The organism is Eubacteriaceae bacterium ES3 (assembly GCA_030586155.1).
GTDB lineage: Bacteria > Bacillota > Clostridia > Eubacteriales > Eubacteriaceae > Acetobacterium.
The window spans coordinates 1,529,337-1,554,083 of the sequence record CP130741.1; the positions used below are offsets into that span (position 1 = coordinate 1,529,337).

At 38.5% G+C, this 24,747-nt stretch carries 20 protein-coding genes and 4 pseudogenes; 3 read left to right on the top strand and 21 right to left on the bottom strand.

Going from position 1 to position 24,747, the window contains the following annotated elements:
* Window positions 1-7: 7 nt before the first annotated feature.
* The 3 genes from Q5O24_06920 to Q5O24_06930 form a co-directional block, all read right to left on the bottom strand.
* Window positions 8-1,087, bottom strand: coding sequence for an Hsp70 family protein (locus tag Q5O24_06920; GenBank protein ID WKY49038.1), 1,080 nt, complete (start codon window positions 1,085-1,087; stop codon window positions 8-10).
* 65 nt (window positions 1,088-1,152) lie between these two features.
* The gene (locus tag Q5O24_06925) at window positions 1,153-2,817 is read right to left on the bottom strand and encodes an Hsp70 family protein (GenBank protein ID WKY49039.1); all 1,665 of its coding nucleotides are present in this window, start codon (window positions 2,815-2,817) and stop codon (window positions 1,153-1,155) included.
* 11 nt (window positions 2,818-2,828) lie between these two features.
* Window positions 2,829-3,956 carry a hypothetical protein gene (locus tag Q5O24_06930; GenBank protein WKY49040.1) on the bottom strand — a complete coding sequence of 376 codons (1,128 nt, stop codon included), beginning with the start codon at window positions 3,954-3,956 and terminating at the stop codon, window positions 2,829-2,831.
* A gap of 256 nt (window positions 3,957-4,212) precedes the next feature.
* Between Q5O24_06930 and Q5O24_06935 the strand changes: the two are divergent.
* Window positions 4,213-5,387, top strand: a pseudogene (locus Q5O24_06935) (IS110 family transposase).
* 170 nt (window positions 5,388-5,557) lie between these two features.
* On the opposite strand, the gene Q5O24_06940 reads toward Q5O24_06935, so the two are convergent.
* The 5 genes and pseudogenes from Q5O24_06940 to Q5O24_06960 all read right to left on the bottom strand — a co-directional run bounded on the left by Q5O24_06940 (window position 5,558) and on the right by Q5O24_06960 (window position 10,116).
* Entirely contained in the window at window positions 5,558-7,198 is a 1,641-nt protein-coding gene (locus tag Q5O24_06940) for a hypothetical protein (protein WKY49041.1), read from the bottom strand.
* 111 nt (window positions 7,199-7,309) lie between these two features.
* On the bottom strand, window positions 7,310-7,504 hold the full coding sequence (locus Q5O24_06945; protein ID WKY49042.1) for a hypothetical protein: 195 nt from the start codon (window positions 7,502-7,504) through the stop codon (window positions 7,310-7,312).
* A gap of 118 nt (window positions 7,505-7,622) precedes the next feature.
* The gene (locus Q5O24_06950) at window positions 7,623-7,886 is read right to left on the bottom strand and encodes a hypothetical protein (GenBank protein ID WKY49043.1); all 264 of its coding nucleotides are present in this window, start codon (window positions 7,884-7,886) and stop codon (window positions 7,623-7,625) included.
* A gap of 135 nt (window positions 7,887-8,021) precedes the next feature.
* Window positions 8,022-8,153 (bottom strand): hypothetical protein, encoded by a 132-nt coding sequence (locus tag Q5O24_06955; protein WKY49044.1) that lies wholly within the window; start codon window positions 8,151-8,153, stop codon window positions 8,022-8,024.
* A 656-nt stretch (window positions 8,154-8,809) separates the two neighbouring features.
* Window positions 8,810-10,116, bottom strand: a pseudogene (locus Q5O24_06960) (IS1380 family transposase).
* A gap of 308 nt (window positions 10,117-10,424) precedes the next feature.
* Between Q5O24_06960 and Q5O24_06965 the strand changes: the two are divergent.
* Window positions 10,425-10,577, top strand: a pseudogene (locus Q5O24_06965) (transposase).
* 591 nt (window positions 10,578-11,168) lie between these two features.
* Here the strand turns inward: Q5O24_06965 and Q5O24_06970 are convergent.
* Window positions 11,169-11,465 (bottom strand): hypothetical protein, encoded by a 297-nt coding sequence (locus Q5O24_06970; GenBank protein WKY49045.1) that lies wholly within the window; start codon window positions 11,463-11,465, stop codon window positions 11,169-11,171.
* Between the two features lie 858 nt (window positions 11,466-12,323).
* Here Q5O24_06970 and Q5O24_06975 point away from each other — a divergent pair.
* On the top strand, window positions 12,324-13,688 hold the full coding sequence (locus Q5O24_06975) for an AAA family ATPase (GenBank protein ID WKY49046.1): 1,365 nt from the start codon (window positions 12,324-12,326) through the stop codon (window positions 13,686-13,688).
* 126 nt (window positions 13,689-13,814) lie between these two features.
* On the opposite strand, the pseudogene Q5O24_06980 reads toward Q5O24_06975, so the two are convergent.
* The 12 genes and pseudogenes from Q5O24_06980 to Q5O24_07035 all read right to left on the bottom strand — a co-directional run bounded on the left by Q5O24_06980 (window position 13,815) and on the right by Q5O24_07035 (window position 24,741).
* Window positions 13,815-14,282, bottom strand: a pseudogene (locus Q5O24_06980) (hypothetical protein).
* A gap of 120 nt (window positions 14,283-14,402) precedes the next feature.
* Window positions 14,403-15,296 (bottom strand): IS3 family transposase, encoded by an 894-nt coding sequence (locus Q5O24_06985; GenBank protein ID WKY49224.1) that lies wholly within the window; start codon window positions 15,294-15,296, stop codon window positions 14,403-14,405.
* Window positions 15,293-15,580, bottom strand: a complete 288-nt coding sequence (locus tag Q5O24_06990; protein ID WKY49047.1) for a transposase — start codon at window positions 15,578-15,580, stop codon at window positions 15,293-15,295. The genes Q5O24_06985 and Q5O24_06990 overlap by 4 nt, the downstream gene beginning before the upstream one ends.
* 61 nt (window positions 15,581-15,641) lie before the next feature.
* Window positions 15,642-16,673, bottom strand: a complete 1,032-nt coding sequence (locus Q5O24_06995; protein WKY49048.1) for a recombinase family protein — start codon at window positions 16,671-16,673, stop codon at window positions 15,642-15,644.
* Complete coding sequence (locus Q5O24_07000) at window positions 16,606-17,802, bottom strand: recombinase family protein (protein WKY49049.1); 1,197 nt, start codon at window positions 17,800-17,802, stop codon at window positions 16,606-16,608. The genes Q5O24_06995 and Q5O24_07000 overlap by 68 nt, the downstream gene beginning before the upstream one ends.
* A complete protein-coding gene (locus Q5O24_07005) occupies window positions 17,795-19,411 on the bottom strand; it encodes a recombinase family protein (protein ID WKY49050.1) in 1,617 nt (538 codons plus the stop codon). Before Q5O24_07005 ends, Q5O24_07000 begins: the two co-directional genes overlap by 8 nt.
* A complete protein-coding gene (locus tag Q5O24_07010) occupies window positions 19,408-20,712 on the bottom strand; it encodes a recombinase family protein (protein ID WKY49051.1) in 1,305 nt (434 codons plus the stop codon). Before Q5O24_07010 ends, Q5O24_07005 begins: the two co-directional genes overlap by 4 nt.
* A gap of 64 nt (window positions 20,713-20,776) precedes the next feature.
* Window positions 20,777-20,932 carry a hypothetical protein gene (locus Q5O24_07015; protein WKY49052.1) on the bottom strand — a complete coding sequence of 52 codons (156 nt, stop codon included), beginning with the start codon at window positions 20,930-20,932 and terminating at the stop codon, window positions 20,777-20,779.
* The gene (locus tag Q5O24_07020; GenBank protein ID WKY49053.1) at window positions 20,932-21,351 is read right to left on the bottom strand and encodes an RNA polymerase subunit sigma-70; all 420 of its coding nucleotides are present in this window, start codon (window positions 21,349-21,351) and stop codon (window positions 20,932-20,934) included. Before Q5O24_07020 ends, Q5O24_07015 begins: the two co-directional genes overlap by 1 nt.
* Before the next feature lie 61 nt (window positions 21,352-21,412).
* Entirely contained in the window at window positions 21,413-21,901 is a 489-nt protein-coding gene (locus tag Q5O24_07025; GenBank protein WKY49054.1) for a phage holin family protein, read from the bottom strand.
* Between the two features lie 52 nt (window positions 21,902-21,953).
* Window positions 21,954-23,267 (bottom strand): kelch repeat-containing protein, encoded by a 1,314-nt coding sequence (locus tag Q5O24_07030; GenBank protein ID WKY49055.1) that lies wholly within the window; start codon window positions 23,265-23,267, stop codon window positions 21,954-21,956.
* Entirely contained in the window at window positions 23,257-24,741 is a 1,485-nt protein-coding gene (locus tag Q5O24_07035; protein WKY49056.1) for a hypothetical protein, read from the bottom strand. Before Q5O24_07035 ends, Q5O24_07030 begins: the two co-directional genes overlap by 11 nt.
* Window positions 24,742-24,747 lie beyond the last annotated feature (6 nt).

Below are 24,747 nucleotides of genomic sequence, written 5' to 3' on the forward strand. Positions count from 1 at the left end.
GGTTGTATTAGTTATCGTTTATCATTTGTCCATATATTGCAGCACCAATTGCCACAGAATGTTCAGGCTCAAATGACCGAACCTTTCCTGGGAAACGTTTTTCCATTAAATCATGAATCATGGGCATTCTGGTAGCTCCTCCCACTAAAAGGACTGTGTCAATTTCAATGTTGCTAGCTTTCTGGAGCACATTTTCAACACAAGTCATTGTCTGGGCAACTTTATCTGAAGTAAGATTTTCAAATTCCTCTCTTGAAATATCAATAGTAGTCATTGTACCATTTACATTAATCCTAGCCCTTGCGAATTCTGCAATATTTAACTTTTTCTTTATTGTCTCAACACGGCTTCTGATCATCTGACGAGTCTCGACATCAATCTCGTCTGAAGTGAGTCCGTTTTCATCACAACAAGCCTGGAGAATGAAATCAAATAATCTATCTGACCAGCTTTCACCACCTAATCTATCACTGCCATCGATACAAAGAATCTGGAGTGATGGAGTCCAGCTACTGTTTTCAGTTTTGTTGACATTTTGCAGGATAGAAATATCAAGCGAAACACTTCCAAGATCAAATACAAGAATAATTTGATTAGTTTGGTCGTGGTTGCACAGGTAGGCAAGGCCAGCAGCTGTTGGCTCTGCGATTACGCCAATTAAATTAAATCCAGCAAGTTCCGTAGCGTTTTTGAGTGCAACTTTTTTCTCTAGTCCGAAGTAGGAAGGTACTGCTACAACCACATCTTTTACCGATTCTCCCTGTTCCTCAACCATCTGCTTTAATCTTAAAAGTATGAAAGCACTTATTTCTTCAGGAGTATAGGTCTTTCCATCGAATTCATACGTGCGGGTGTTAGATTGGCCAAGATCACGCTTTACGAACTGGATAACACGTTCACCATCAGTTTCTATCATTTCTTTAGCACAACTACCAATAACAACATTGTCAGCACTTTCAAAAAATAATGCAGTAGCAAGTTCATCGCTGCCATCTCTCAGATTACGGATTACTACTGGATATCCGTTGCTGTCCAAAGTTGCTATACAGGCTTTCGAGTAGCCAAAATCAATTCCATAGATAGCCATAAGACCCTCCTTTGTAAAAAAAGTGTGCCATGTGCTCGTGTTAGGCACACCCTTTGAAACTTATATTATTCAGCAGAGATACTCATCTGATTAACTGCGCTGGTAGCTGCATCAACATCGGATTCCATTCTAAGTGACGTTTCAACAATTTCACCTGTAGAAAGGTTGACTGCTTTCACATAAACACCAACTGCATCTACCTGAAAAGTCACTTCAATCGGGGAACCTTTCTTTGTATTAGGAGGCAACAGCATTTCAAGCTCGCCCAGAAGTTTAACGTTATGAGTCGGATCAGTCTGCTGAGGCTCGCCCATATTGTCAACACAAGGAGTAAGGCTGTCATCCTGAGACATATTTTCAAACGCACGGAGCACGATGTCAACCATGTTATCAGCTGCTGTATAGTAAGTCTTTACAGCCGTTGCAGGCATGATTTCGCCCATCTGAATAATATTGTCAATAATATAGTCTCCTGTTTCATTCAAAACACCAGGTCCAAAAGAACGAGGGGTCTGATCCTCAACAACGAAGAATGTGGAAAGTCCACTTCCAGCATGGGAAACTTTTATTTCTGTCTGCTCAGAGCCTGTTCCACCTTCGGTAGTTGTACCGCCACTCATGGGTACGGACACAGGTACGTCACCTTCTGCTTCTTCAACTATCATACTTGCACAAATTGCAGCACCTTTTGCAACAGCACGATCAGGATCTTCAATCTGTACTTTGCCAGGAAATCTTGCTTCGACCGCATTACGAATCATTGGCATAAATGTTGAGCCACCAACAAGCAGTACCGCATCAATCTCAATATTTCCAGCTTTCTGAAGAGTGTCCTCAACATAAGTCATAGTCTGCGCAACCTTATCCGATGTCAGATTCTCAAACTCTTCACGTGAAATGATAATCGTTGTCATTGCGCCATTAACATTAATCTTGACTTTAGCAGTTTCTGCATTGCTCAACTTTTTCTTGGTTGTTTCAACTCGACTTCTAATAAGCTGACGGGTCTCAATATCAATCTCATCCGGAGTAAGACCATTTTCATCACAACATGCCTGTAGAATGTGATCAAACAGATTGTCATCCCAATCCTTACCGCCAAGTTTATCGTTACCACCAGTTTTGATAACAGTAACCTTCTGAACTTCATTGCCATCAGAGTTCATTACCAGCGACATTTTCACGATAGTAACATCGAATGTACCACCACCAAGGTCGTAAACCAAAATAGTACGTTCTTCCTGGAACTGGCGTGCACAATAACTGAGAGCTGCTGCTGTAGGTTCATTAATCAAATTCAGAACATTCATTCCCGCAAGTTCTCCGGCCTTCTTAGTTGCGTTACGTTCTTCAAGGCCAAAATATGCAGGACAGGTAATAACAACATCATCTACCGAACCTCCCTGTTCCTCAACCATCTGTTTCAGACGGCCAAGAATAAGAACACTGATTTCAACAGGAGTGTATGTTTTACCATCAAATTCATATGTAAGAGCATTAGGCTTACCAATCTCACGCTTTACAAACTGAACAACTCTTTTTCCATCAGTTTCAACCATATCTTTCGCACTATTACCGATTACAACATTATCTGCACTCTCAAAAAATACTGCGGATGCAAGGGTGTCACTTGCATCTGCTTGGTTTCTAACAACTTCAGAATTGCCATTACGATCTAAAGTTGCAATACAAGAGTAAGTTGTTCCTAAATCAATACCATAAGTACTCATATCTATTCTCCTTATTCATTCGTTTGATCTGTATCTTCTACAGTTATTTCTTTATTTTCAGCACATTCCGAAGTTGCTTCTTCGGTCACTTCTAAAGGTTCTCTTTCAGTACCAATATCAGAAGAAGTTGTACCACTAATGTTTTCTGTGATTTCATCCTCCGCCGTAGCTGCTTCTCTGGTTTTTTCTGCGCACATTGCAGTTGTGTCATTTATTTCTTTAGGAGCAATCGTAGGATCAAACACAAAGACATCCACGAATTCAGGATAGAGAACGCTCCTTCCTCTAAGAACTCCCGGCTTTCTACTTATCGCAATCGTGTTGTGCTTATCTTGAGCCGCCGTAGGAACCTTTCCAATAATCTTTGTGCTTTTTGTTTGTCGTATATCTCCAATTTCGCTACGCGTTATTTCGGCATCATAATCTGTGAGCAAATCTTCCATCTGTTCAAATAATGCGTTTAGGTTCTTTCGAGATAAATCAGAAATACCTTCGTCCTCAAGTAAACCTTGGTACTCAACATACATTGAAGCAATTTCTTTAAAAATTGGATTAAACTGTTCACCACTCTGCTGTTCTTTCAATGCATCTATATCTTTCTGCATTCCTTGACGAACCTGGATTTGAAAGTTGGCATTTTCTCTTAAACTCTGTGCCAGCTGCCTATCATTTCTGTCCTGTTTCTCAGACACTGCAGTAATCAACGTTTCCAATTTCGCTATTTTTTCCGCAAGACCACTATCACTTAAAGGACTCACAGCTGCATTAACACCTGAAAGCATTTTTTCAATACTACATCTTGCAGAATCAATTTCAGAAAACATAACTCGATAATCTGGATTTTTGCAAGAACTAACCTCTTGCTCCAAGTCTGCAACACTTTGATTTAATGACTTAAGCTGCTTTTCAATAGATTTCAAAAGCAACTCCGTTGCATTTTGTGCTTCATCACAAGCACTGGGGCATGCTACTGGAACTGCTTTTGGGGCAATTTGTGCTTCCTCTGTTTGGGTTTCTTGAGCAGAAGATTCAAATACAGGTCGTGTGCCATTGCTGTCTGGAACAGATGTTGTTCTATTCGGTTTTGGATAAGTAGTACCACTTGCCATTTCTGACTTAAGCTTATTATCTAATGCCATATTTATCTCCTCGTATTATATAGTAGTAGTGTTTATAGTCCCTCTCCAAGGACTGTATGCTATACTTTTTGGAGATACTGTGGATTGGTTCTCATCTCCTACCACTAGATGGTTTTCGAAAGGCTCCAACCACAGGCTCTTTGTATATTTGTTAATCAGTTAGATACCGCATGACGGTTTATTTAGAACGAGGTTACAATCGCAGGGAGTACCCGTGGGTTCCAAACAGTATTAAATTTATTCAAGGAGAACTGTTATGATTTATGCAGGAATTGATGTTGCTAAAGATAAGCATGATTGCTTTATTACTAACTCAGATGGAGAGATACTCTTTAAAGCCTTTACCATTATGAACAACCGTGATGGTTTTGATGATTTTTTTCAGAAGATTTCCTCTGTTGCAGAAGATTTAACTAAAGTAAAAGTAGGGCTGGAAGCCACAGGACATTACAGTTACAATCTTCTCGGTTATCTCGTTGATAAAGGTCTCGCCACCTATGTTATCAATCCGTTACATACCAATCTGTACAGAAAAAGTCTAAGCCTTAGACAGACGAAAACGGATAAGGTAGATGCCCGAACAATTGCTTCTATGATTATGTCTGATGTGAACTTAAAGTCCTACTCAGACACATCTTACCACAATGAAGAATTGAAGTCATTAACCCGCTATCGTTTTGATAAAGTAAAGCAACGTTCGAAACTTAAACAATCTATTTCCAGACTTGTTACAATTCTTTTCCCTGAATTGGAAAAACTTGTTCCTACTCTTCATTTAACTTCTGTTTATGCATTGCTTTCTGAATTCCCGGGTGCTAGTGCTGTTGCGTCTGCTCACCTTACGCGGCTTTCCAAACTCATTGAAACAGCCTCTAAAGGTCGATATCCAAAGATACCGCTGTTCGTTTCAGAGAAGCCGCTAGAACTTCTATTGGCTCAAATATGCCGGCTAAATCACTGGAACTAAAACACACCATTAAGCTTATTCAGGAACTTGATTGTGAAATTGATGAAATAGAATCTGAAATCAAAATCATAATTGATGAAATAAATTCTCCCATTCTTAGCATTCCTGGAATCAGTTATCGTATGGGGGCTATGATTATTGCTGAAATCGGTGATTTTAAACGCTTTGATACTCCTGACAAAATACTTGCTTATGCTGGTCTGTCGCCATCAACTTACCAATCAGGACAACTTGATGGTGCCTATTCCCATATGGAGAAACGAGGCTCCAGATATCTTCGCTATGCATTATTTAATGCAACTAAATTTGTTTGTAACTGGGATCCAATATTTGCAGCTTATCTTGCAAAGAAACGTTCTGAAGGAAAACACTACAATGTCGCAATATCTCACGCGGCCAAAAAGCTTGTAAGAGTCATTTACCAGTTGGAAAGATCTGGGCAAACATACATTAAATCAGCTTAGATTTTTTTAATAAATATCTCTTTTTTGAGCACCTGCAAAGATGCTCTTTTTGTCATGCAGTTTTCAATGTTCAGTTAACTCATTTTCAGTTCTTAACTTATCTGAACTGCATTTCTGCAATTCATTCAAATAATGTCAATTTAGACTTGACTTTTAATAGTTAGTCTTTCTTAGCCATTAACCACGCTAGGTGGAGTAATCAGATCTGCTAATTCTCTATCTGCTAACGGCAACATCCAATCAATTGCATCTGTAACGCCCCACGGTTCATATACACTTCCATCTGGTGCATGCCCCATAGCACTCACTGGGAAGTAATGCAGATTGGAAAACTCTGTTTCTAAGTTTTCAACTGTTGCAGATAAGCCAATATCCATTAAGAATTTTCTACACTCACAATCACGAGCCTCATCATAGCTTGTGTATCCATACTGCCCATTCTTAAATACGCTCGCAATTTTTGCTGGTCCAATTTCTCGTTTAATTTCTTTCTCATCAGATTTTGCAATAAGAACAGCCATTGGGATAGTACATCTTGTATTTGCCTTCTTATGTCCTGTAGTCACAAGATAATTGATAAAGTTTGTAACTACGTCCTCAACCGGCATATCACTAAAGTCAGACATATCTTCACCAGAATTGATTCTATTATCACGAAGGTTTCCACTACTAAACGGATCAATCAGAAACAAAAGACCATTGCAATAGTGAAAATGCTGTTGAAGAATCTCACTCTCTGCAGTGAATCCATCAAACATTTCTCCTGCAATATCATAGATGGAAAACTGGCGTTTAACCCCCAAGGAACTGTTTATCAGCAATGGATACATTTGTGAATTAAGCTGTGCAGTAGCAGGACAATCAATACCGTTATACCACTCTTTCAATTCATCAAAGAAAGGCTGGTACTGATTGAAAATCTCAACTTCAAGATTTCGATTTTTTCTCAATTTCTCAAGATATTCATGAAAATATGCGGACAAAAACACTGTTTTACCCGATTTACTACCACCTATAAGCTGAAATACAACCTGTCTCGCATCAGATGCAACCAACAGAGATCCACAATAAGGACAATACGCATCAAGTTTCGATCTTCCGTTTAGAAATGTAGACGGAATTTTATGCCCACAGGTACATTTATGTTTCCAAATTCCATAAGGACCAGGTACAAGTTTCTTGTGTATAGCTCCGCATTCAGGACACATAAACGTAGGAATTAAAAATCTGCTGTGACAAGTTGGGCAATCCGATCTGATTTTGTTTTTCAACAAATAAAGTCTGTCAATAATCCATACAATTGTGAATATGATATAGGTTAATATCATGAATACCGTGGTAACCGTTACGTGAATCAATCCAAATACTGCACAAAGAATCGTTCCAATAACGTAAATGCAGATATCAGCAATAATCAGATAAACAACTCCACCGATTGCCATAATACCACCCCAAATACCATCACTATCACCTTTGAATTTTTTAGAAGTCTTCTCCACTTTTTTCCCAGAAACACTATTCAATTCAAAAGCCGTTTTGATTGTTCCTTTTAATTGCGCATAACCAGGACCAAAAAAATAACTACGTTTTGCTGGTTCATCACTTTTTTCCCAATCCCAACTTATAAAATTAATATTTTTCTTTACAGCAGAAACATAATTTGTAATCGCTGAGATGAAACCAACCACAACTGCAACACCACTAATAGCAATTAGCGCTATTCCTCCGACAGGAATTACTATGTAAACAATGAACAAATATGCAAGATATATTGCAAGTCCAATTAACAATAAATAAATGATTGCTTCCATTTCTTTTCTCCTTAATCAACCTCAATTTTAAAAAGTTTCTTGTATTAGTTCAAGTAGATAAGTGTTTTTTTAAAATCATTTCCCTCGCCTTGGAATCACAAGAAAAATACGTTACCAACGCAATGCAAGTAGTCCTAGGTATTGCTCTCTTTTAGTTTCATAAGAATTATATGTTTGCCTCGAAATACCACTTCGTGAAGCGACATCCTCTTTAGAAGCGCCTATACGGGCTCTTAGCACCGGTAAGTCATTAATCAATTGTATACAGCACAACTCTTTTCTTGCGTTTAATTCCAAATTTTTCATATTTTCCTCCTTGTCGTTATTTGGCATCGTAAATAATAATTACAACGATTAGCTAGCTAATCTACAACAATATAATCTATCTATATTATCAAATCACAGCTAAGTAATACATTCTGAATTATAACGCTTCATCCATATACAGAGGTATAGCATATAAACCCGGACCACATCCTATATCAAGAACAGTTTGTTTTGCATTAAATTTCTGACGAAGCCACTTAACCGATTTTTCAATTGTAGTTCCCTTTTGACTTCCTGAATCGATAGTTGAATCTAAATGCTTTTTTAGGACTTCAAATGCAATATAATCATTTCTCCAAAGTGTTAAATTTCCTTCACAAAAAGGTTTAGGTTTCTTAAAAATTTCAACATTAACTTTCATTTAATTCCTTAACAGCACGTTTAATCAGTTCTTTCACAGCGCCTTTTATTGATGTACAGGCATAGTTCTTTCAATATTGAATTAACAAAGCTGTGACTTGCATATTGCCACAGCCCTGTAGTAAGAATTAAAAACCTATAAAAATCTACAATCACTCATACGACATAGACAGCTACTTACAGTTTTGTTTGCAACAAACTTTTCAACTGCAGCTTTTTTCAGTTTCTTAGTGGCAACTTTGGAAGAAATTTTGAAAATAATTTTCATTTTTGACTTCTCCTTCTAAAAAAATTATAAAAAAGACAAAATTTTAAATTATCTTGTTTTATCTAAATTTTTGCATTCAAAAATTCATATAATTTTTTTTAATTTAAATATCGACCTTTAGGGTTATGACCGCTTCCACACTAACTTGAATAATCTGACTGGAAAAATACATTAGCTAGCTCGATAAACTACCTTTTAGTTTCTTCTGTAGGTTCACATTTAAAATTATCAAGGCCATTTAAATTTTCTAGCTTGTTGAGTAATAAATTTTAATTAAGCATTTCAGATTTAGTCATTTTCAAAGTTTCTAGATACATATCGCTACTCCTATTAATATAGTTTATTTTTATTCAGACGAGTTGAAGTTATTTTAGCAGAAATCTATGTATAGTTCAATATGTGACAAATAGTGTGGCACAAAAAATGCTAATAGGTTTAACGATTTATAATGTACGCAAGAGATTGTACTCAGAATCCATTTTCATCAACCTTTAGCCTGAATTATTCATCCAGCAATGAGCAATCTTAAAATCGAGAAACAACATCTTTTTCAAGGATTAAATACACAGACGGTTGAATTTCAACCCAAAAAGGGTAGACGAATCCCGTAGATGTTATTTTCAAGATTTTAAGTTGCCAAAGATCATCAGTTACTGTTATTCCAGCTGCGGAAGTTGTCTGATATTTTCTAAAGTTTTATAAAATTCATCTTTGTAGGGACAACTGCTACATAGCTTGAAATAAATATAGCTTGCTGCTTTTACGATTTTCGAAGCAATTTTTAGCAGCTTTAAACGAATGGTATCGATCTGCATCTTTTTCATGCTCTTCGGCAGAACCAATCGTCTGAAACAATTAAACAGATTATAAGCCAACACATGCAGTTGCAGTCGGTTGGCATTGACTACTTTGGATTTACTTCCGGTAGAAGCGAAGCCAAATCCGGACTTGCTTTCTTTGATGAAATTCTCCATAGTGCCTCGGTTACGATAGTATCTTAGGATTTCTTCAGGTTTCAAGTCCATATTGGTTACAATGAAGGAATGCTGAATGGTGAACTGATTGCAAGGTTTCTCCACTTTAACAACTACCCTGCGCGGGTACTCCCACTTGCCTGCTTTGTAATAAAACTCATCATAGCGGACAATATACTGGGACATATCTTCTTTCATCGCTTCAAATATTTCATGATCAAGATGTTTCGCTTTGTCATTTAAAACACTGTTCGCTTTTAAACGGATCGCATAAGACACACCATTGGTTTCGCATTGCTTGTACAAATAAACCCGCTGTCACCACGTAAATACAGCTCTATGTCGGGATACTCCGTGAAATATTCATCAAGTAGAGGTTGCATAAAATCAACAACCCCAGTGGAACTGTAGTCCGTTCCATCACGGAGATCTGCTTTCAGCAGATCACCGGTTAATCCGTCGTAACAAAGTAATGGATGATAACCATGTACCCTGTAATGATAGTTGAAACCTTCACCTTCCTGTTTTCCATAGGTATTCAATAGGGTGGAGTCCAAATCCAGCAATACCTGTTTTGGACGTTTTATTTTATAAGCAGATGTCCGCATTGCTTTAATGATGGCATCAAATTTTGGCAGCGTTTTATCATCCATCCGGTTCCAGAATCTTGACAGAGTCGGTTGAGAAGCCAGTGCTTTTTTACCCAGAATGTTTGTAAAGACAGGTTCATTTGTCAATTCATCAGCATCGTCATCTTCAAAGTAACCAGCAATGATCTGATATACCATTTGGCACAGGTTTTGATCATCCTTATGCTGACGACTGGTCTTCTCATCAGTTTTGAAGTTGCTGACATGTTTATGGAAACTGAATTTATGAGCAAATTCTTTGATCAGAATCAGTCCGGAATCAGAGGATAAATCACCGCCATCGAAATTTATTTTGATTTTTTTATTGCTTTCTAACTGAAGTGCATCTAAACTAGACATATGAAGAGTTTCTCCTTTGTTTGGTTTTGGTTTGGTCACTTAAATTTTAACAAAGTTGGAGCTCTTTTTCTATTGTCTTAGCTTCACTTATTTAGTGAAAAGCAAAAATAATCAAAAACACTGTATCTATGCGGCACAATGTGCCGTTAATTGTATCTGGATGAATAATTCAGGTTTAGTTATTTTATGGTTTCATTATATTAAATAAAAGTTTAATTTACGGATCTTTATGGATAGGCTACAATTAATTGGACAATAAAATTATGGGCAGGTAAAATAAGAACAACAAAAAAAGGAGACCTGCCAAGATGACTAAAAGAGCACGTCGAACTTTTACCGATGAATTCAAGAGCCAGATGGTTCAATTGTATCTCAATGGAAAACCATGAACAGAAATTGTAAGAGAATATGCCTTAACCGCTTCATCACTGGATAAATGTAAGCGTCAATTACAAACCACATACCAAACAAATATAAAAACTGATACAATTTTTTCAAACAATTAAAAGGAAGGATTGTATTTTTTATGGAGAAAAGTGAAAATCGGATACTCTGGGAAGATCGGATCTAGACACAGCTGGCAAGTGGTCTGACGCAACGGCAATGGTGTAACGAGAATAATCTGGCCTTGAGCGCGTTCCGATACTGGAAACTGCGGATCGGCAAAGAAAATCGAAAGTCGTATGATTCAAAACTAAAACAGCCGGCTGTGGAAACAGTGGACTTTGCCGGAATTATTATTGGAATTGTCAATAATAGTTAAGTCAAAACACGCAAGGAATTTTCCAATCCCCTATAAAATAGCCAGCCCTCATCGTCGGGAACAATCATCACAACTTTAAATTCTATGCAGCGAGCGGGTGATTGTCGATAAAAAGCCCCCGATAAACCAGCGGTGGATACCCATTATTTGTAATGTTTTTGGGGAGCTGATTTTCGATATGTTATTAGTGTCAAATATATTAACAGCTCAACTTCCCCAGCTTAGTTTTTCAGCTGGGAAAGTTGAGTCAACAACTATAAATGCTCATAGAAACATCAAATTTGAATTTTTAAATAGATTTTTTAAACGTATTACGATATCTTTGATCGTGATATTCTGATTTAATTATTGCAGAAGCAGTGTGACGGTAGTAAACTGGATAATCGTCAGGATCATCAGGTTTTCTAAAAGTGAAATCATAAATTTCTTTGGATAAACTAAAATCCTCAAAAAGAGTACGAGCGAGAAGAAAAACACGGTCTCCTTCAACATCCTGATAACCATGTTTTCCAAAGTTCCATTCAAAATTTTGATATTGGTTAGTGGTATCTGAATTCAGCCCGCCACCCGCACTAAAAAAAAACACAACTTCATAACCATTTTCATCACTGCAAATATGATTAAATATTTATCTGACCAATTCTGGTCTGATTTCATTAATCTTTTCATACTTCCTTAACAAGCTTTTTAGCTCAACAACCCAATAATTTTTCAAAGAATCGGATGTTTATTTGTTTTGATATCCGTATAGTATATTTCTCTTGGAATAGGTGAATATACTGGCTAAAATATCCCCGGTGGGAAATCTCGTCCGGAATACTCAGAAAAGGTAGTTTTCTTAAATTATTTTCACCAGGTTTATTAGAATATCAATTTTCTGGTAATGTAGAACCCACGTTGCATTTTCCCTTGAAAGGTTTTACACTGTGAGTATTTCATAACATTCTCATCAGTCAGATGTAAAAAGTAATGCTGAATACTGCAAATGATTCTACCTTAAAGGGAAATTCCTAGCTTAAGCGGGAATGGCTAAACCGCTTTAAAATCTCTGATGCCTAACTGCTTATATTTGAATATATTAAATCGTTTTAACAAGAAAGTGATTCGCAGTCATTACGATTTTTGGCACCCAATGATTTCGAAAAAATATATGCAATTAGCTGGTTAATGATGAGGAAAGACTTCTCATTATAAGTTCTACTAAATCGCGACAGCAGACCGTTTATTAATTTTTTGATAGATGAATGTATTAAATTTTAATCTAGCAGTCATTTTATAAAAAAATGAAATTCTATTGACAAAAGTCTGCTACATTGATAATATTAAGAAATATAATTATTTTAAATTTAAGACTAGTGAATTAATAAATAACTTGCTCCTAGGAGCAGTCTGTTTTTTATTGATTTCTAGTCTTTTTTATTTATTTTAACGGAGGTTAAGCATTATGAAAATTGTAAAAAAACTTATTCTTAAATCCTATATCATAATTGTTAAATATTGTTTACCTTATCGAACTAATCTATCGAAAAGTTTGAGGAATAAGAAAAGTAGTAATAAAATAAATAATGAAATTTTGAACGATACGGATGATCCATTCAATTTGTCATTTTTGGACGATTTTGATGATGACGAAAAACATCAAAATGAATTTTCACATTTAACAGATATACCAGAATCTGAAGTAATGCTTCATCTTGAAGATTTGAACCTTTCGAATGATTTGATATCTTATCTCAATGAACAAGAAATTTTTAGAATTGACCATTTATCTAAGCTTAATAAAGATTTTTTTAGTTCGTTAATCTATAATTTAGGCGATGAAGCTGTAAGACAACTGTTTGATATTATCGCCATCCATGAAATTGATATACCTAATCTGAATCAGATATATTTACAGATACAAAATGATATGTACCCTAATGGAATGAAATCAATTGATGAGATGATTGGAATAGCGGCTGTAAAAGAACAAATGAAGAATTTCACAGCTCATTGTAGTATTCAGAAACTAAAAAATGAATTTTATGGTCGAGAAAAAATTCTAATACCAAACATGATTTTTTATGGTAATCCTGGTACTGGTAAAACAACGGCAGCTAAATTAGTAGCTAAAAAATTCAAAGAATTGGGACTTTTGCCCAGAGGACATCTTGTAAGTGTTACTCGCTCAGACTTAGTCGCTGAATATACTGGACAAAGTGCCCAAAAGACGACTTCCGTATTTAAGTCTGCTATTGGAGGTGTTCTTTTTATTGACGAGGCCTATTCTCTTTTTCATCAACTAAATCATAATCATTATGGTGATGTTTTTTCGTTAGAAGTCATTGATACTCTTACCGGGTTGATAACTGTAAATGCTGGACGCATTTGTGTAATTTTGGCTGGGTATGAAGAAGAAATGACCTTCATGCTAGAAAAAGCTAATCCGGGACTGAAAGAACGCTTTCCATTTAAATTCTATTTTGAAGATTATACCGTAGTAGAACTAGTTGAAATTTTCAAACTGCAAGCTAAAAAAAATAACCTTTGTATTGAACATCAGTGTTTCCCTCTTCTTACAGATATCTTCAAAAAGCTGTCAAAAAACAAGAAAATGCAGTTTGCAAACGGACGTCTTGTTGAAAATCTGCTTCAAGAAGTTACGCTATATCAGGAACGACGACTATTTGATATGCAACAAAATGGTCTGGAATTGACTAACTCTGAATTGATGACTCTTAGAGTTGACGATTTCATTCGATATACAGAAACTTTGGAGCATCGGTCTGTTCGGGATATAAAAACTCCTATGGGCTTTGCAGTAAGATAATGTAGTTTGTATAGAAGATTATTCTGTATATTTTCATCTGCTTTTATGGCTATTATAATAGTTTTTTTACTACAATTGTACAAAAGCGCCAGTATTAATGCTTGAATATACCGGCAAAATAATTTTTCACCCCCTCACCCCACACAAAAAAATCACATCAACCTCACCGTTTCTACCAACGTAGATGTGGTCCAATGTCTGTCTGACGAGTTCCGTCTTGATTTCATCAATCTTGCCATACTCCGACATCAAATGCTTTATCTCCCCTGCCCGATAATCTTTCAACGCATCATCACTTGGTTTGATTTCTTCTGGATGGTCCACCCGGTGATTCCAGGCGTTTATGAACAACTTCTCGATAAAATCTGCTTTAACTTTGATATCGGTACAATACATTTCTCTTGGTACAGGCGTTTTCCTTAATCTAATATTTCTAGGAGTGTTGACCCGGGGCTTAGGTGATGGTGGCGTGTATTCCATACCTTCAATCAACGTCCCCTTTTTCCCTTGAAAGGTTTTACACCGCCAGTATTTCTTACCTTCATTATCAGTCAGTATCATAAAGGTACTGCCGCAGGTTCCACAAATGATTCTGCCGGCAAATGGAAATTGGAATTGTCAATAATAGTTCAGTCAAAACCTGCAAGGAATTATCCGAGTCCCTATGGGATAACCAGCCCTCATCGTCGGGAACAGCCTTCACAATTTTAAATGCTATGCAGCGAGCTGTTGATTGTCGATAAAAAGCCCCCGATAAACCAGCGGTGGATACCCATTATTTGTGCTGTAAATTCGTCGTCGATTATAATAATGGATATAGCGGTAAACAACCGTTTTGACTTCAACCATGGGCATACTTTTGGTATTAATTTTATAGAGCTTCTCTTTTTTCAGCGTTGCGAAAAAACTTTCCATCCGGGCATTATCATAACAACGCCCGGTGCCACTCATACTCTGGATGGCATTTGCTTTTTTCAATACATTTCGAAAGCGTTGGCTGTTAAACTGCGTGCCTCGATCGGAATGAAGGATCATTCCTTCGGCACCATCATCTCTGCAGGCCTTCTGAAACGCTTCAACACAAAGGTCTGCCCGCATGTTGTCATCCATCCTGAAGCCCCGGATACTGCCGTCATAACAATCAAAAATGGGTGCCAGATAAAGTTTTCCATCTTTACAGGGGATTTCCGTGATATCCGTAAGCCATTTTTGATTCGGCGCTTCCGCTGTGAAATCCTGTTTGATGAGGTTTTCAGACTTTTGCGCTTCGGCATCGGCTTTCGTGATCCCATTGGGTTTACGCTTCATGCAGATCATCAGATTATTTTCTTTACAGATCCGGTAGATCGTCCTTAAACTCCCATGATAGTCCCGATTTAATCGAAGATAATCATAAATACGTCGAACACCATAATTGGCGTTTTCTTCGTCTTCCTGAATTAATTCATAGATTTGCGCCAAAAGATTCGCATGCTTATCTGGTTTACTATTTGATCGCAGAAATTTATAGTAACCTGATTCGCTGACACCAAGCGTACGACAGAGCAGGGCAACCGGCCAACGGTCCCGGCGGTCGGTAATATATGACATCCGCTGCTGTTTTGCTATTTCTTTCGGCGCTTGACAAAAAAACCAAGCGCATCCTGAAGAATCTCAATCTCTTCTTTTGCTTCCCGTAGCTCTTTTTCGAGCTGCTTTAAACGATTGGGATCTGTTGGAGGGATATTCCCTGGATCATCACAAAAACCAACCTTTCCACTTTTAGCTTTGCTGATCCATGTGTATAATGTATCGATTTTTATACCTAATCGCTCTGCTGCCGCTTTGTTGCCAATCTCATTTGCCAGTTTCAACGCTTCATAGCGTTCTTCAGCACTATATATTTTTTTCATTATTAGTCAGTCCTTTTTATTTCTATTTTACCTCATTTCCTTGCAATTTGGGACTGCACTTTTATGATAACACTCCAAATCGATCACTCTCGTTGTGGTATCGACCATTTGTGATATGATGATCCTGGCAGTATTGTTCCTGCCGTACAAATTCTAGCTGGACTAGGTCCCAGATTGGCTTTTCAATGATCGCTGGATGGGTATCTTCAACGTAAGGTTTTGGTAATTCGCCTTGATTCTTGGCTCGTTTCTTGGTCAAACAGCAAGTATTGTATGTTTTTTGAAACTGAGTGTCGCCTTTATACTTCTCATTGACCAATACTTTTTTAACATGACTGGGACACCAGCCCTTTCCACCATAAGCCATCGGGACCTTTTCTTCGGTTAGTCTTTTTGCGATTTGATAACAGCCATAGCCATCCAGAAATTCCTGATAAATGCGCCAGACAATGACCGCCTGTTCTTGATTAATGACCAGATTACCGTCTTCATCTTTGTCGTAACCCAGAAACTTTCCACTGGGAATACTTTTAATATTGCCCCGCTCATACTGCTTATGAATCCCCCACTTCACATTGTCCGATTGCGTCTGGCTTTCATTTTGAGCAACCGCTAAAATCAAAGTCAGTAATACCTCACCTTCACTTTGGCTAGTGTGAATATTTTCTTTTTCAAAATACACATCAATCCCCAACTCACTCAGTTCCCGGATGCTGTTAAGACAGTCCAGAGTATTTCGTCCAAACCGGGAAACCGACTTAGTAATAATCATTTCGAACTTGTGCTCCCTGGCATCTGCCATCATTTGGTTGAAGGCTTCTCTTTTCTTAAGACTGGTGCCCGAGATGCCTTCATCTGCATAAATCCCTGAAAAGATATAATCCTCATTTTCCTGCAGCAGTCGATTATAATAATCAACCTGAGCTGCATAACTGGTGGCCTGTTCATTGCTTCCGCTGGAAACCCGACAATAAGCGGCGACGTGAAGCTTCTTTTGTTCTCCATCTGCACAAGATTCAACTTCTTCATTTCTCTTTGTTGATGGGTCTAAGCGAAAAATCTTTCTTGGTTTTTGGGTGATGGTTTTTTCCATGAGACTGCTCCTCTACAATTATTTGCATTTCAGTATTTAATAAATTCTGGTCTTCCAAAAGTTCTATTAGAATCTTCTCCTTTGGCCGAACGCCTTTACATACGGATTTTCCTTGTTGTAAATAGGTTTTACAAATCCAAAAGATTTGTTTATCATAACCCGTGACGCGTATCAAAGTCTGGTGACAATAAGGGCATATGAACCTACCTGTAAATGGATAGGTCTTTTTTGATCGAGTTTTTCTTAATTCCTGCGCTTTTAGCCAGTCTGCCTGGTCGATGATGGGCGGAAAACAATCATGTACATAATATTTATTTTGCTGTCCTTTATTTCGCAGCTGTCTGCCTTTTTCGTCAACAAATGATTTTTGTAAAAGACAATCCCCCATATACTTTTCATTCGAAATCACTCGAAGGATTCTTTCTGAAGTCCAAACTCGTTTATATTCAATCGGTACTTTTTCTTCATTAAAATCTGTTGCAATCTGATAACCTGAAATTCCCGACAGATACCTTTTGAAAATCAATCTGACAATATCAGCTTCATTTTCTTGTATAACTGGATTTCTATTTTTATCGGTCGTGTAGCCAAAAACACGGTCCGGATTATGTAACGTTTTTCCAGCCTGGTAGTTCTTTTGAATGGACCACTTGATATTCTGGCTTACCGATTTACGCTCAGCTTCAGCAAGCGATCCGAGAACAGTCAGCATCAGCTCCCCTTCTGCATGAAGGGTATTAATATGGTTTTCTTCAAAAACAACACCAACGTTAAGTTGTTTTAATTCACGGATTGTTTCAAGCAAAAACATGGTATTTCTGGCAAACCGGGAAATAGTTTTTGTAATGATCAAATCAATTTCCTGATTTCTTGCCGCTTGCATCATGGCATTAAATCCTGGTCGATCATTCTTGGCACCGGATACCCCAGCATCCGAATAGATACCACAAAACTGGTAATCCGGAAGTGAAGTGATTAGACGTTTGAAATACTGCTCCTGGTTCTCCAATGAATTCAGCTGCAGATCATGACCGGTCGATACCCGAATATAGGCACAGACCCGTTTGAGCTGGTGATGAGCAATCCCCTTTCTTTTGGTAATTGTTTTAACTTCTCGGGTTTCAGCCATGGCATTTTCCTTTCATCGGCCATTTTATCTCCGTGCCATCTTTAAACCGGAAGTTCACTTCTTCATTGGAGAGAACGACCATCTCTAAAATCGTCCGTCGCCAGAGGGTTTCATCAAACTCTGTGAGTAGTTCTTCTTGATTTTCTAGGATATCCAGAAAAGCATGAATCTGGCTTTTTCGGGCTTTCCGTTTTCTGATTTCCTCGGATAATGCCATATGGCGATTGCGAAGTTTATCATAACTTTCAGCATAAGCGTTATAGCGGCGCTGGTACTCATCTTGGTCCATCGCAATCCGGGTGTTTTCGTTGACAAAGGCATCAACCATCATTTCGATGGAGCTACATTCTTCATCAACTTGCTTCAGTTCTTCTTTTAAGTCCTGAGAATCGGTTAGCTTCTCAATCAAAAGGCGGTAATTCTCAAAAATCTCGGCTTTATTCTTGATGAGGTGATTCATAACTTCTACGAACATTTTTTTAATGGTTTCATCGTACAAGTGCGGTGTACTACATTTGACCGTTTGTTTAAATTTGTGATTGCACTGCCAAACAATACGCTGATATTTACTGCCAGCGTGCCAGACTTTACTGCCATATGCGCTGCCACAATCGCCACAAATAATTCGAGTGGAGAAGCAACTCATGCTGCTCGTATAACCGCCTTTTGATTTTCTTCTGTCAAATTCCTCCTGCACCAGGCCAAATGTTTCTGGGGGGATGATCGCAGGGTGGCTGTTTTCGACATAATATTGGGGAACTTCACCTTCATTTGTTTTCGTTTTTTTAGTCAAGAAGTCTGTCGTGTAGCGTTTTTGCAAAATTGCATCGCCTTTGTACTTCTCGTTTTTAAGAATGCTAATCACCGTTGAAACTGACCATTTTTCTCTTCTAGTTGGAGTAAGGATTTTTAATGCCATCAACTGTTTGGCAATAGCTGAAGGGGTGTAGCCTTCCAGAAAGAGCTTATAAATAAGTCGAATGGTCGTTGCTTCTTCTTCAACTATTTGCGGAAGTCCATTCTCCCCTTTAACATATCCTAGGAAACTCTTGTAAGGTAGGGAAATATTTCCGTCTGAAAAGCTCTTTCGTTTCCCCCATGTCACGTTTTCTGAAATTGAGCGGCTTTCGTCTTGAGCCAAGCTTGACATGATCGCGATTAATAGCTCCCCTTTGCTGTCGAGGGTATAAATATTTTCTTTCTCGAAGTATATTTCGATGTTTTTTTCTTTCAGTAATCGAACATTTGTCAGCGTGTCAACCGTGTTTCTGGCAAACCGTGAAACTGATTTAGTAACAATCAAATCGATCTTTCCTTCCAGCGCATCTTTTATCATGCGGTTGAAGCCATCTCGTCTTTTGGTACTGGTTGCTGAAATACCCTCATCCGTATAGACTTCTACAAATTCCCACTCTTCCTTACCTTTGATATACTTCGTGTAATAATCAAGTTGAGCTTCAAAACTGCTTTGTTGTTCTTCTAGATTAGTTGATACTCTGGCGTATGCAGCCACCTGCTTTTTTCGGGAAGTCACTTCTTCAATCTGATTGAATAACTCAGGTGTTGCCGGAATAACCGTTACTGATCTTACATTTCTTGTACCATTCAATTTGCCATCCCCCTTTCCATTATCAGTCTTTGTCGTTCTCTGGCTTCCTGTTTTTTCTTCTCATCCCAGCTTTCTTTTCTGGATTTATGACTCCAGGTTTTTTCTAAAATCTGGTTATCATGAAAGACAAAGAGTAGTTTGAAGTCTTCAGGGACTCGTATTTCTTTAATCTTTTCGCTAAAGACGACCTCATCGAAATTTTCCAATCCCAAAACTTCTGCAGAAACCTCCATGAGAATCTCTTCTGGAATCTGAATGGTATGGCATACTGATTTTCCAAAGTGCAAATAAGTCCGGCAATTCCAATAGGTGTAGCCATGCGTTACTTTCCGGTTGTAATGTTTGCCGCATTTATCGCAGATAATCTTTTGAGTAAAGGGATAAACGGGGCGTTTCTTTTTCCCAGAAGACTTTCTTCTGCTTGCAAGGATCTCTTGGGCTTTATCAAATGTCTCTTGATCAATAATAGCTGGATGAGTATTTTCAGCATAATACTTTGGTAGCTGCCCCCAATTGGTGACGAGTTTTTTAGATAAGTGGTCTGAAACATATTTTTTCTGGGCAAGCGAGTTTCCAGAAAATTTCTCGTTTTTTAATATTTCACCAACTCTCTCAGGTGTCCATATTCCACCTCTAAGTTTTTCAACATCCATTTCTCTGAGTTTCTTAGCAATCAGATTGAAGCCCATACCACTCAGGTAGTCATCATAAATCATGCGTACTATTTCAGCCTGTTCTTCATTAATCTCAATGCCATTCTTACTAATCCGGTAACCATACATGAATCGAAGATTAACCAATTCGCCTTCTTGAAAGCCCTTTCTGATGCGCCATTTGCAGTTCTCGCTAACCTGTAGACTTTCCGCCTGCGCAAAAGAAGCGAGGATAGTGAGCATTAACTCTCCATCCCCGCTTAAACTATAAATATTTTCTTTTTCAAAATAAACTTCAATGCCAAGGCTTGTGAGCTCCCGGACTACTTCCAAAAGGGTCAGTGTATTTCTGGCGAATCGTGAGATTGACTTGGTAATGATCAGGTCAATCTTATGATTCCTGCAATCAGCTAAAAGCTTTTGAAATTCTGCTCGCTTATCCTTGGTTCCAGTTGCGGCTTCATCTGCATAAACACCGACGTACTCCCAGCCTGGATGGTTTTGTATGAATTCACTGTAGTGACTGATCTGAGCAGACAATGAATGAAGCATTGCATCTTTTCCGCTACTGACTCTGGCATAAGCAGCTACCCGTTTTTTGTCTGGCAGCTTTAACACCGATGGTTCAATTTTAATAATTTTTCGCATTATTCCACTCCTTCCCAGCTGTGATGTTACCTCGAATGTTGATACAAATCAAGTTATTAAGCCATTATAAGCTGGAAATGATGGGACAATATTTTTCTAATAACAACTCTTTTATCTGTTTGAATTCATCATCGGTAAGCAGTCCTTGGGACAACAATGCTTTTGAAATACTCATTGAAATGTGATAATTCTTTTCTTGTGCCAATTGATCCTTTGTCATTAATTACCTGGCCTTTCTCCAAATCGATGTTTGATATAACAGTCATGACTGCAAAATTTACGTTTAGTGTTTCCATAGCTTTTAAAGGTTTTTCCGCATTCTTGACAAACCTGAGAATAATAGGATTTGCTCTTGATCTGTGACTCATTGGTTTTCCACCAGAGTCGTCGACAGCTTTCAGAGCAAAACTTTTTATGCCTGCCTTTGGATTCCTGTTTGAATGGTTTACCACACTGTTTGCAGATGTCTTTTTCTTCCAGAACGCCCGTAGCCTTTTTGAGCATCTCTTTTCCTAAATTATGTCGCCGACAATAAGATTTAACAGTATTCTCAGAAAGATTAAGATCATTTGCAATCTTTGAATAACTCATTCCTAGAATACGTAGTTCATGAATTTGGTCCTTTTGTTCATTTGTCATCATAAGCCTCCAATAAAAAAAGAAGGCAGTGATTTAGTTATCACAACCTCCTAAAACGATATTACTTTGTATTATCTTCACCGTCTTCATTTTCATCAATTGTTTTGGCACCAGTTTCATTCTCCATCTGAGTACGAATATTCTGGGTCAGTTTTTCTAGAAAGGCCGGGAATTTGACATTCATATCTTTCATATTTTCTAGAATGCTGATGATTTCATTGCAAATGAGCCAGACAGCCACAAAGGATGCGATGACAAAATTAACGTGTGCATCGACACCAATATACTGACTGGCATAAAGAAGCGTATAATCTAGAATCGCACCAACAGCAATCAGATAAAATAAACAAACCTTTTTCATGATTCCTCGAAATCCTTTATAACTAGAAACCTTGTCTCCCCGATACTTTGCTGCCATCAATCCGGTTACATAATCAAATGATGCGAGGACAAACAACAACAAAACCGGGATAGCAAGAATTCCAAGCCAACCGGATAAGGCAGTAAAGGCCAGCACGACAACAACTTTCATCTTTTCTAAATATTCCATTTTCGTTCTCCTTAAAATTATTTTCTATATTTAAAAAAGAACCCTAAGGTTCTTATATTAAATTCCACTGGTCATTATCATAATAGTAGGCTTCTACTTTTTGAGCCAAATTGTTCGAATCACCTTTAAACACATCTGATACTGGCATTTTGAGCTCAATCCCATTTTGATTAAATAACTCAATCCTTTGACCAGAGCGTAGACTTGCAATCTGCAGATGGTTCTGCTCAAGTTCGATATCACAAGCCATTTTAAGGACCTGATTGGTCAGGTAGTTTCCGCCAAATGAAAAAACATCTGACCCATATGAAAGCATAAAACCTTGTCGATATCGCTGAACACTCGCTGTCGTAATGGTTGTCACTTCGCTTGTGACCGAATCAAATTTATAAATGCCATATTCATAAAATACATAAATATCTGTTCCAATACTGACCGCCTGACAATAAATAATGCTTGCAGGCATTGTTGCTACAGTCAGATAGGCCCCAGTTAATGTATCATATTTAACAATTTTGGTAGAAGTCGTGCCATAGCCGCCACAGATAAAAATATCTGTTCCGATCACAACGCAGGACATTAAGGCGCTGTCTCCATATGGCCAGTCCGTAATATCAGAAAACACTCTGGTTTCCATATCAAAGCAAAAGGCAGTATCAACTATTGAGGAGGAACTTGTGGTCTGATAGCCTCCAAAGAAATAGATTTTTGTCCCAACAGCAGCATAGCCAAAACCGTGGTAACCGTATCCTTTATTAAGCGTTACGGTTAATCCGATATCGCTTAAAGTGTTTGCGATCACATCAAAACAATAAATTTTATTGGTAACACCAGAAGAATTCCGGCCACCGATCAGATAAATTTCATTATCTATTCGCCCAGTCGCGTGCTGATAAATTCTATCAGTTGGCATATTGACACCGGTTGAAGTCGTCAGACACGTAATCAAATCATAGATTAGAATTTCTGGACTCTCATCATATCCACCGAAAAGATAGACTTTTTCATCAATTCTTTCTGCACTTAAATTCCGTCCACTGCAAATCACACTATCTGCTGTGGCTACAGGATTAACCAGTGTTGCTTCATTTAAAACGGTACTGATATCGGTATTAATAATAATATTGGGTGGAAGAGAAGTTTTAACCCACAGCTTTGTCAGATCTTCCGGCGCAGTATCACCAAAATGCATATTAAATTCAGCGCTGGCATTGGTACCGATCTGTAAGCTGTCAATGATTCCAGAATAGCTGCTTACAGGTGTTCCAACAGGAATGGACTGGCCTTTTCCAATTAGTGATGTTTTAATATTTGAAAGATCAGTAATTACCTGATTAATATTTTGACTTAAGGTATTACTCGCCATTCAATGCCTCCTCCAGTTGGTCGTTGAGTGTTCCAATTTGACTTGTCATAGTTTCAAGACCCGATTCAACTGTAGAAAGTCTGGTGCCAAGTGGGTCAAACCATTCAGCCTTGTCCTCCTCAGTGAAATAGTCGACACCTTTGACCGGCGAATAACCTGCTGGTCCGGTATCACCTTGATCTCCTTTCAGTCCTTGCAAACCTGTTTCACCCTGCGGGCCAGCTTCTCCTGTTAATCCTTGAAGACCCTGTTCGCCTTGCACACCTTGTTCACCGGCAGGGCCTTGAATCCCAGGATCGCCTTGATCTCCTTTCGGCCCCTGAAGGCCAGCTTCACCTTGCGGACCTGTATCACCAGTCAATCCCTGAAGTCCTTGCTCGCCTTTTTCACCAGCAGGGCCTTGAATCCCAGGATCGCCTTGATCTCCTTTCGGCCCCTGTAATCCGGTTTCACCTTGTGGTCCAGTCTCACCAGTTAAGCCTTGAATTCCCTGATCACCTTTTTCACCAGTAGGACCTTGAACACCCGGATCTCCTTGATCTCCTTTTGGACCTTGTAAGCCTGTTTCACCCTGCGGACCAGTTTCACCGGTTAGTCCTTGAATTCCTTGGTCACCTTTTTCACCAACAGGACCTTGAACACCAGGCTCGCCTTGATCCCCTTTTGGGCCTTGAATCCCCGGTACACCTTGCGGACCAGTTTCTCCGGTTAGACCCTGTGGTCCCTGAATCCCCTGTTCACCTTTTTCACCCGCAGTCCCTTGGATACCGGGATCTCCTTGATCACCGTTGTCACCTTTGTCACCTTTTGGACCTATGGAGCCTTGAATACCGGTCTCTCCCTGATCGCCTTTAGGACCTTGTACACCAGCAGCTCCTGGTGGCCCGGTAGCGCCTGTTAATCCCTGAATTCCAGGATTCCCTTGAGGACCAGGCTCACCAGGTACCCCCCGTGGACCAGCATCGCCCTTTTCACCCACAAATTCTCCAGCATCGGCGCGCTCTACAATTTGGAGTGCTTCTTTACTAGCTTGTTCTGCAGTTTCAGAAAGGCTTACCATCTGCTGTTCCCATTGGGTCAGCAAGGACGGACCGATAAGTTCTTGTGATTCGCCATTAATGGATTGTGTTATTTGAATCAAGCCCTTTGCACTTTGCCAGACTGAAATGTCAGGATCTGTTTTACCTTCCAACTGGATTTCAAATGCCAAGCGTCCTGAAAATTGAGTAACCGTAGCAGTTAAAAGCCAATTAAAAATGATCACATTATCTGAGATTTCTGGCTGCATCAGAATCCGGTCAGTATGGCTGCCAATCTGAGTCTCGACATGGATATTAAAGTCTTCAACATTGAGTCCATCGTTTACTAAAGGGATCGAAAACTCGAGACACTGAACCTGATGATCATGCTGACTGATACGAATGGCATCATAAAAAAGTGCTTTATCTTTGACTGAGATTTTATATATTTTCATTTTCAT

Bases quoted from the DNA above. Each gene is read 5' to 3' on its own strand.
- Q5O24_06920 (WKY49038.1), bottom strand. From the start codon at position 1,087: ATGGCTATCTATGGAATTGATTTTGGCTACTCGAAAGCCTGTATAGCA.
- Q5O24_06925 (WKY49039.1), bottom strand. From the start codon at position 2,817: ATGAGTACTTATGGTATTGATTTAGGAACAACTTACTCTTGTATTGCA.
- Q5O24_06930 (WKY49040.1), bottom strand. From the start codon at position 3,956: ATGGCATTAGATAATAAGCTTAAGTCAGAAATGGCAAGTGGTACTACT.
- Q5O24_06940 (WKY49041.1), bottom strand. From the start codon at position 7,198: ATGGAAGCAATCATTTATTTATTGTTAATTGGACTTGCAATATATCTT.
- Q5O24_06945 (WKY49042.1), bottom strand. From the start codon at position 7,504: ATGAAAAATTTGGAATTAAACGCAAGAAAAGAGTTGTGCTGTATACAA.
- Q5O24_06950 (WKY49043.1), bottom strand. From the start codon at position 7,886: ATGAAAGTTAATGTTGAAATTTTTAAGAAACCTAAACCTTTTTGTGAA.
- Q5O24_06955 (WKY49044.1), bottom strand. From the start codon at position 8,153: ATGAAAATTATTTTCAAAATTTCTTCCAAAGTTGCCACTAAGAAACTG.
- Q5O24_06975 (WKY49046.1), top strand. From the start codon at position 12,324: ATGAAAATTGTAAAAAAACTTATTCTTAAATCCTATATCATAATTGTT.
- Q5O24_06990 (WKY49047.1), bottom strand. From the start codon at position 15,580: ATGAAAAAAATATATAGTGCTGAAGAACGCTATGAAGCGTTGAAACTG.
- Q5O24_06995 (WKY49048.1), bottom strand. From the start codon at position 16,673: ATGGAAAAAACCATCACCCAAAAACCAAGAAAGATTTTTCGCTTAGAC.
- Q5O24_07000 (WKY49049.1), bottom strand. From the start codon at position 17,802: ATGGCTGAAACCCGAGAAGTTAAAACAATTACCAAAAGAAAGGGGATT.
- Q5O24_07010 (WKY49051.1), bottom strand. From the start codon at position 20,712: ATGCGAAAAATTATTAAAATTGAACCATCGGTGTTAAAGCTGCCAGAC.
- Q5O24_07015 (WKY49052.1), bottom strand. From the start codon at position 20,932: ATGACAAAGGATCAATTGGCACAAGAAAAGAATTATCACATTTCAATG.
- Q5O24_07020 (WKY49053.1), bottom strand. From the start codon at position 21,351: ATGACAAATGAACAAAAGGACCAAATTCATGAACTACGTATTCTAGGA.
- Q5O24_07025 (WKY49054.1), bottom strand. From the start codon at position 21,901: ATGGAATATTTAGAAAAGATGAAAGTTGTTGTCGTGCTGGCCTTTACT.
- Q5O24_07030 (WKY49055.1), bottom strand. From the start codon at position 23,267: ATGGCGAGTAATACCTTAAGTCAAAATATTAATCAGGTAATTACTGAT.
- Q5O24_07035 (WKY49056.1), bottom strand. From the start codon at position 24,741: ATGAAAATATATAAAATCTCAGTCAAAGATAAAGCACTTTTTTATGAT.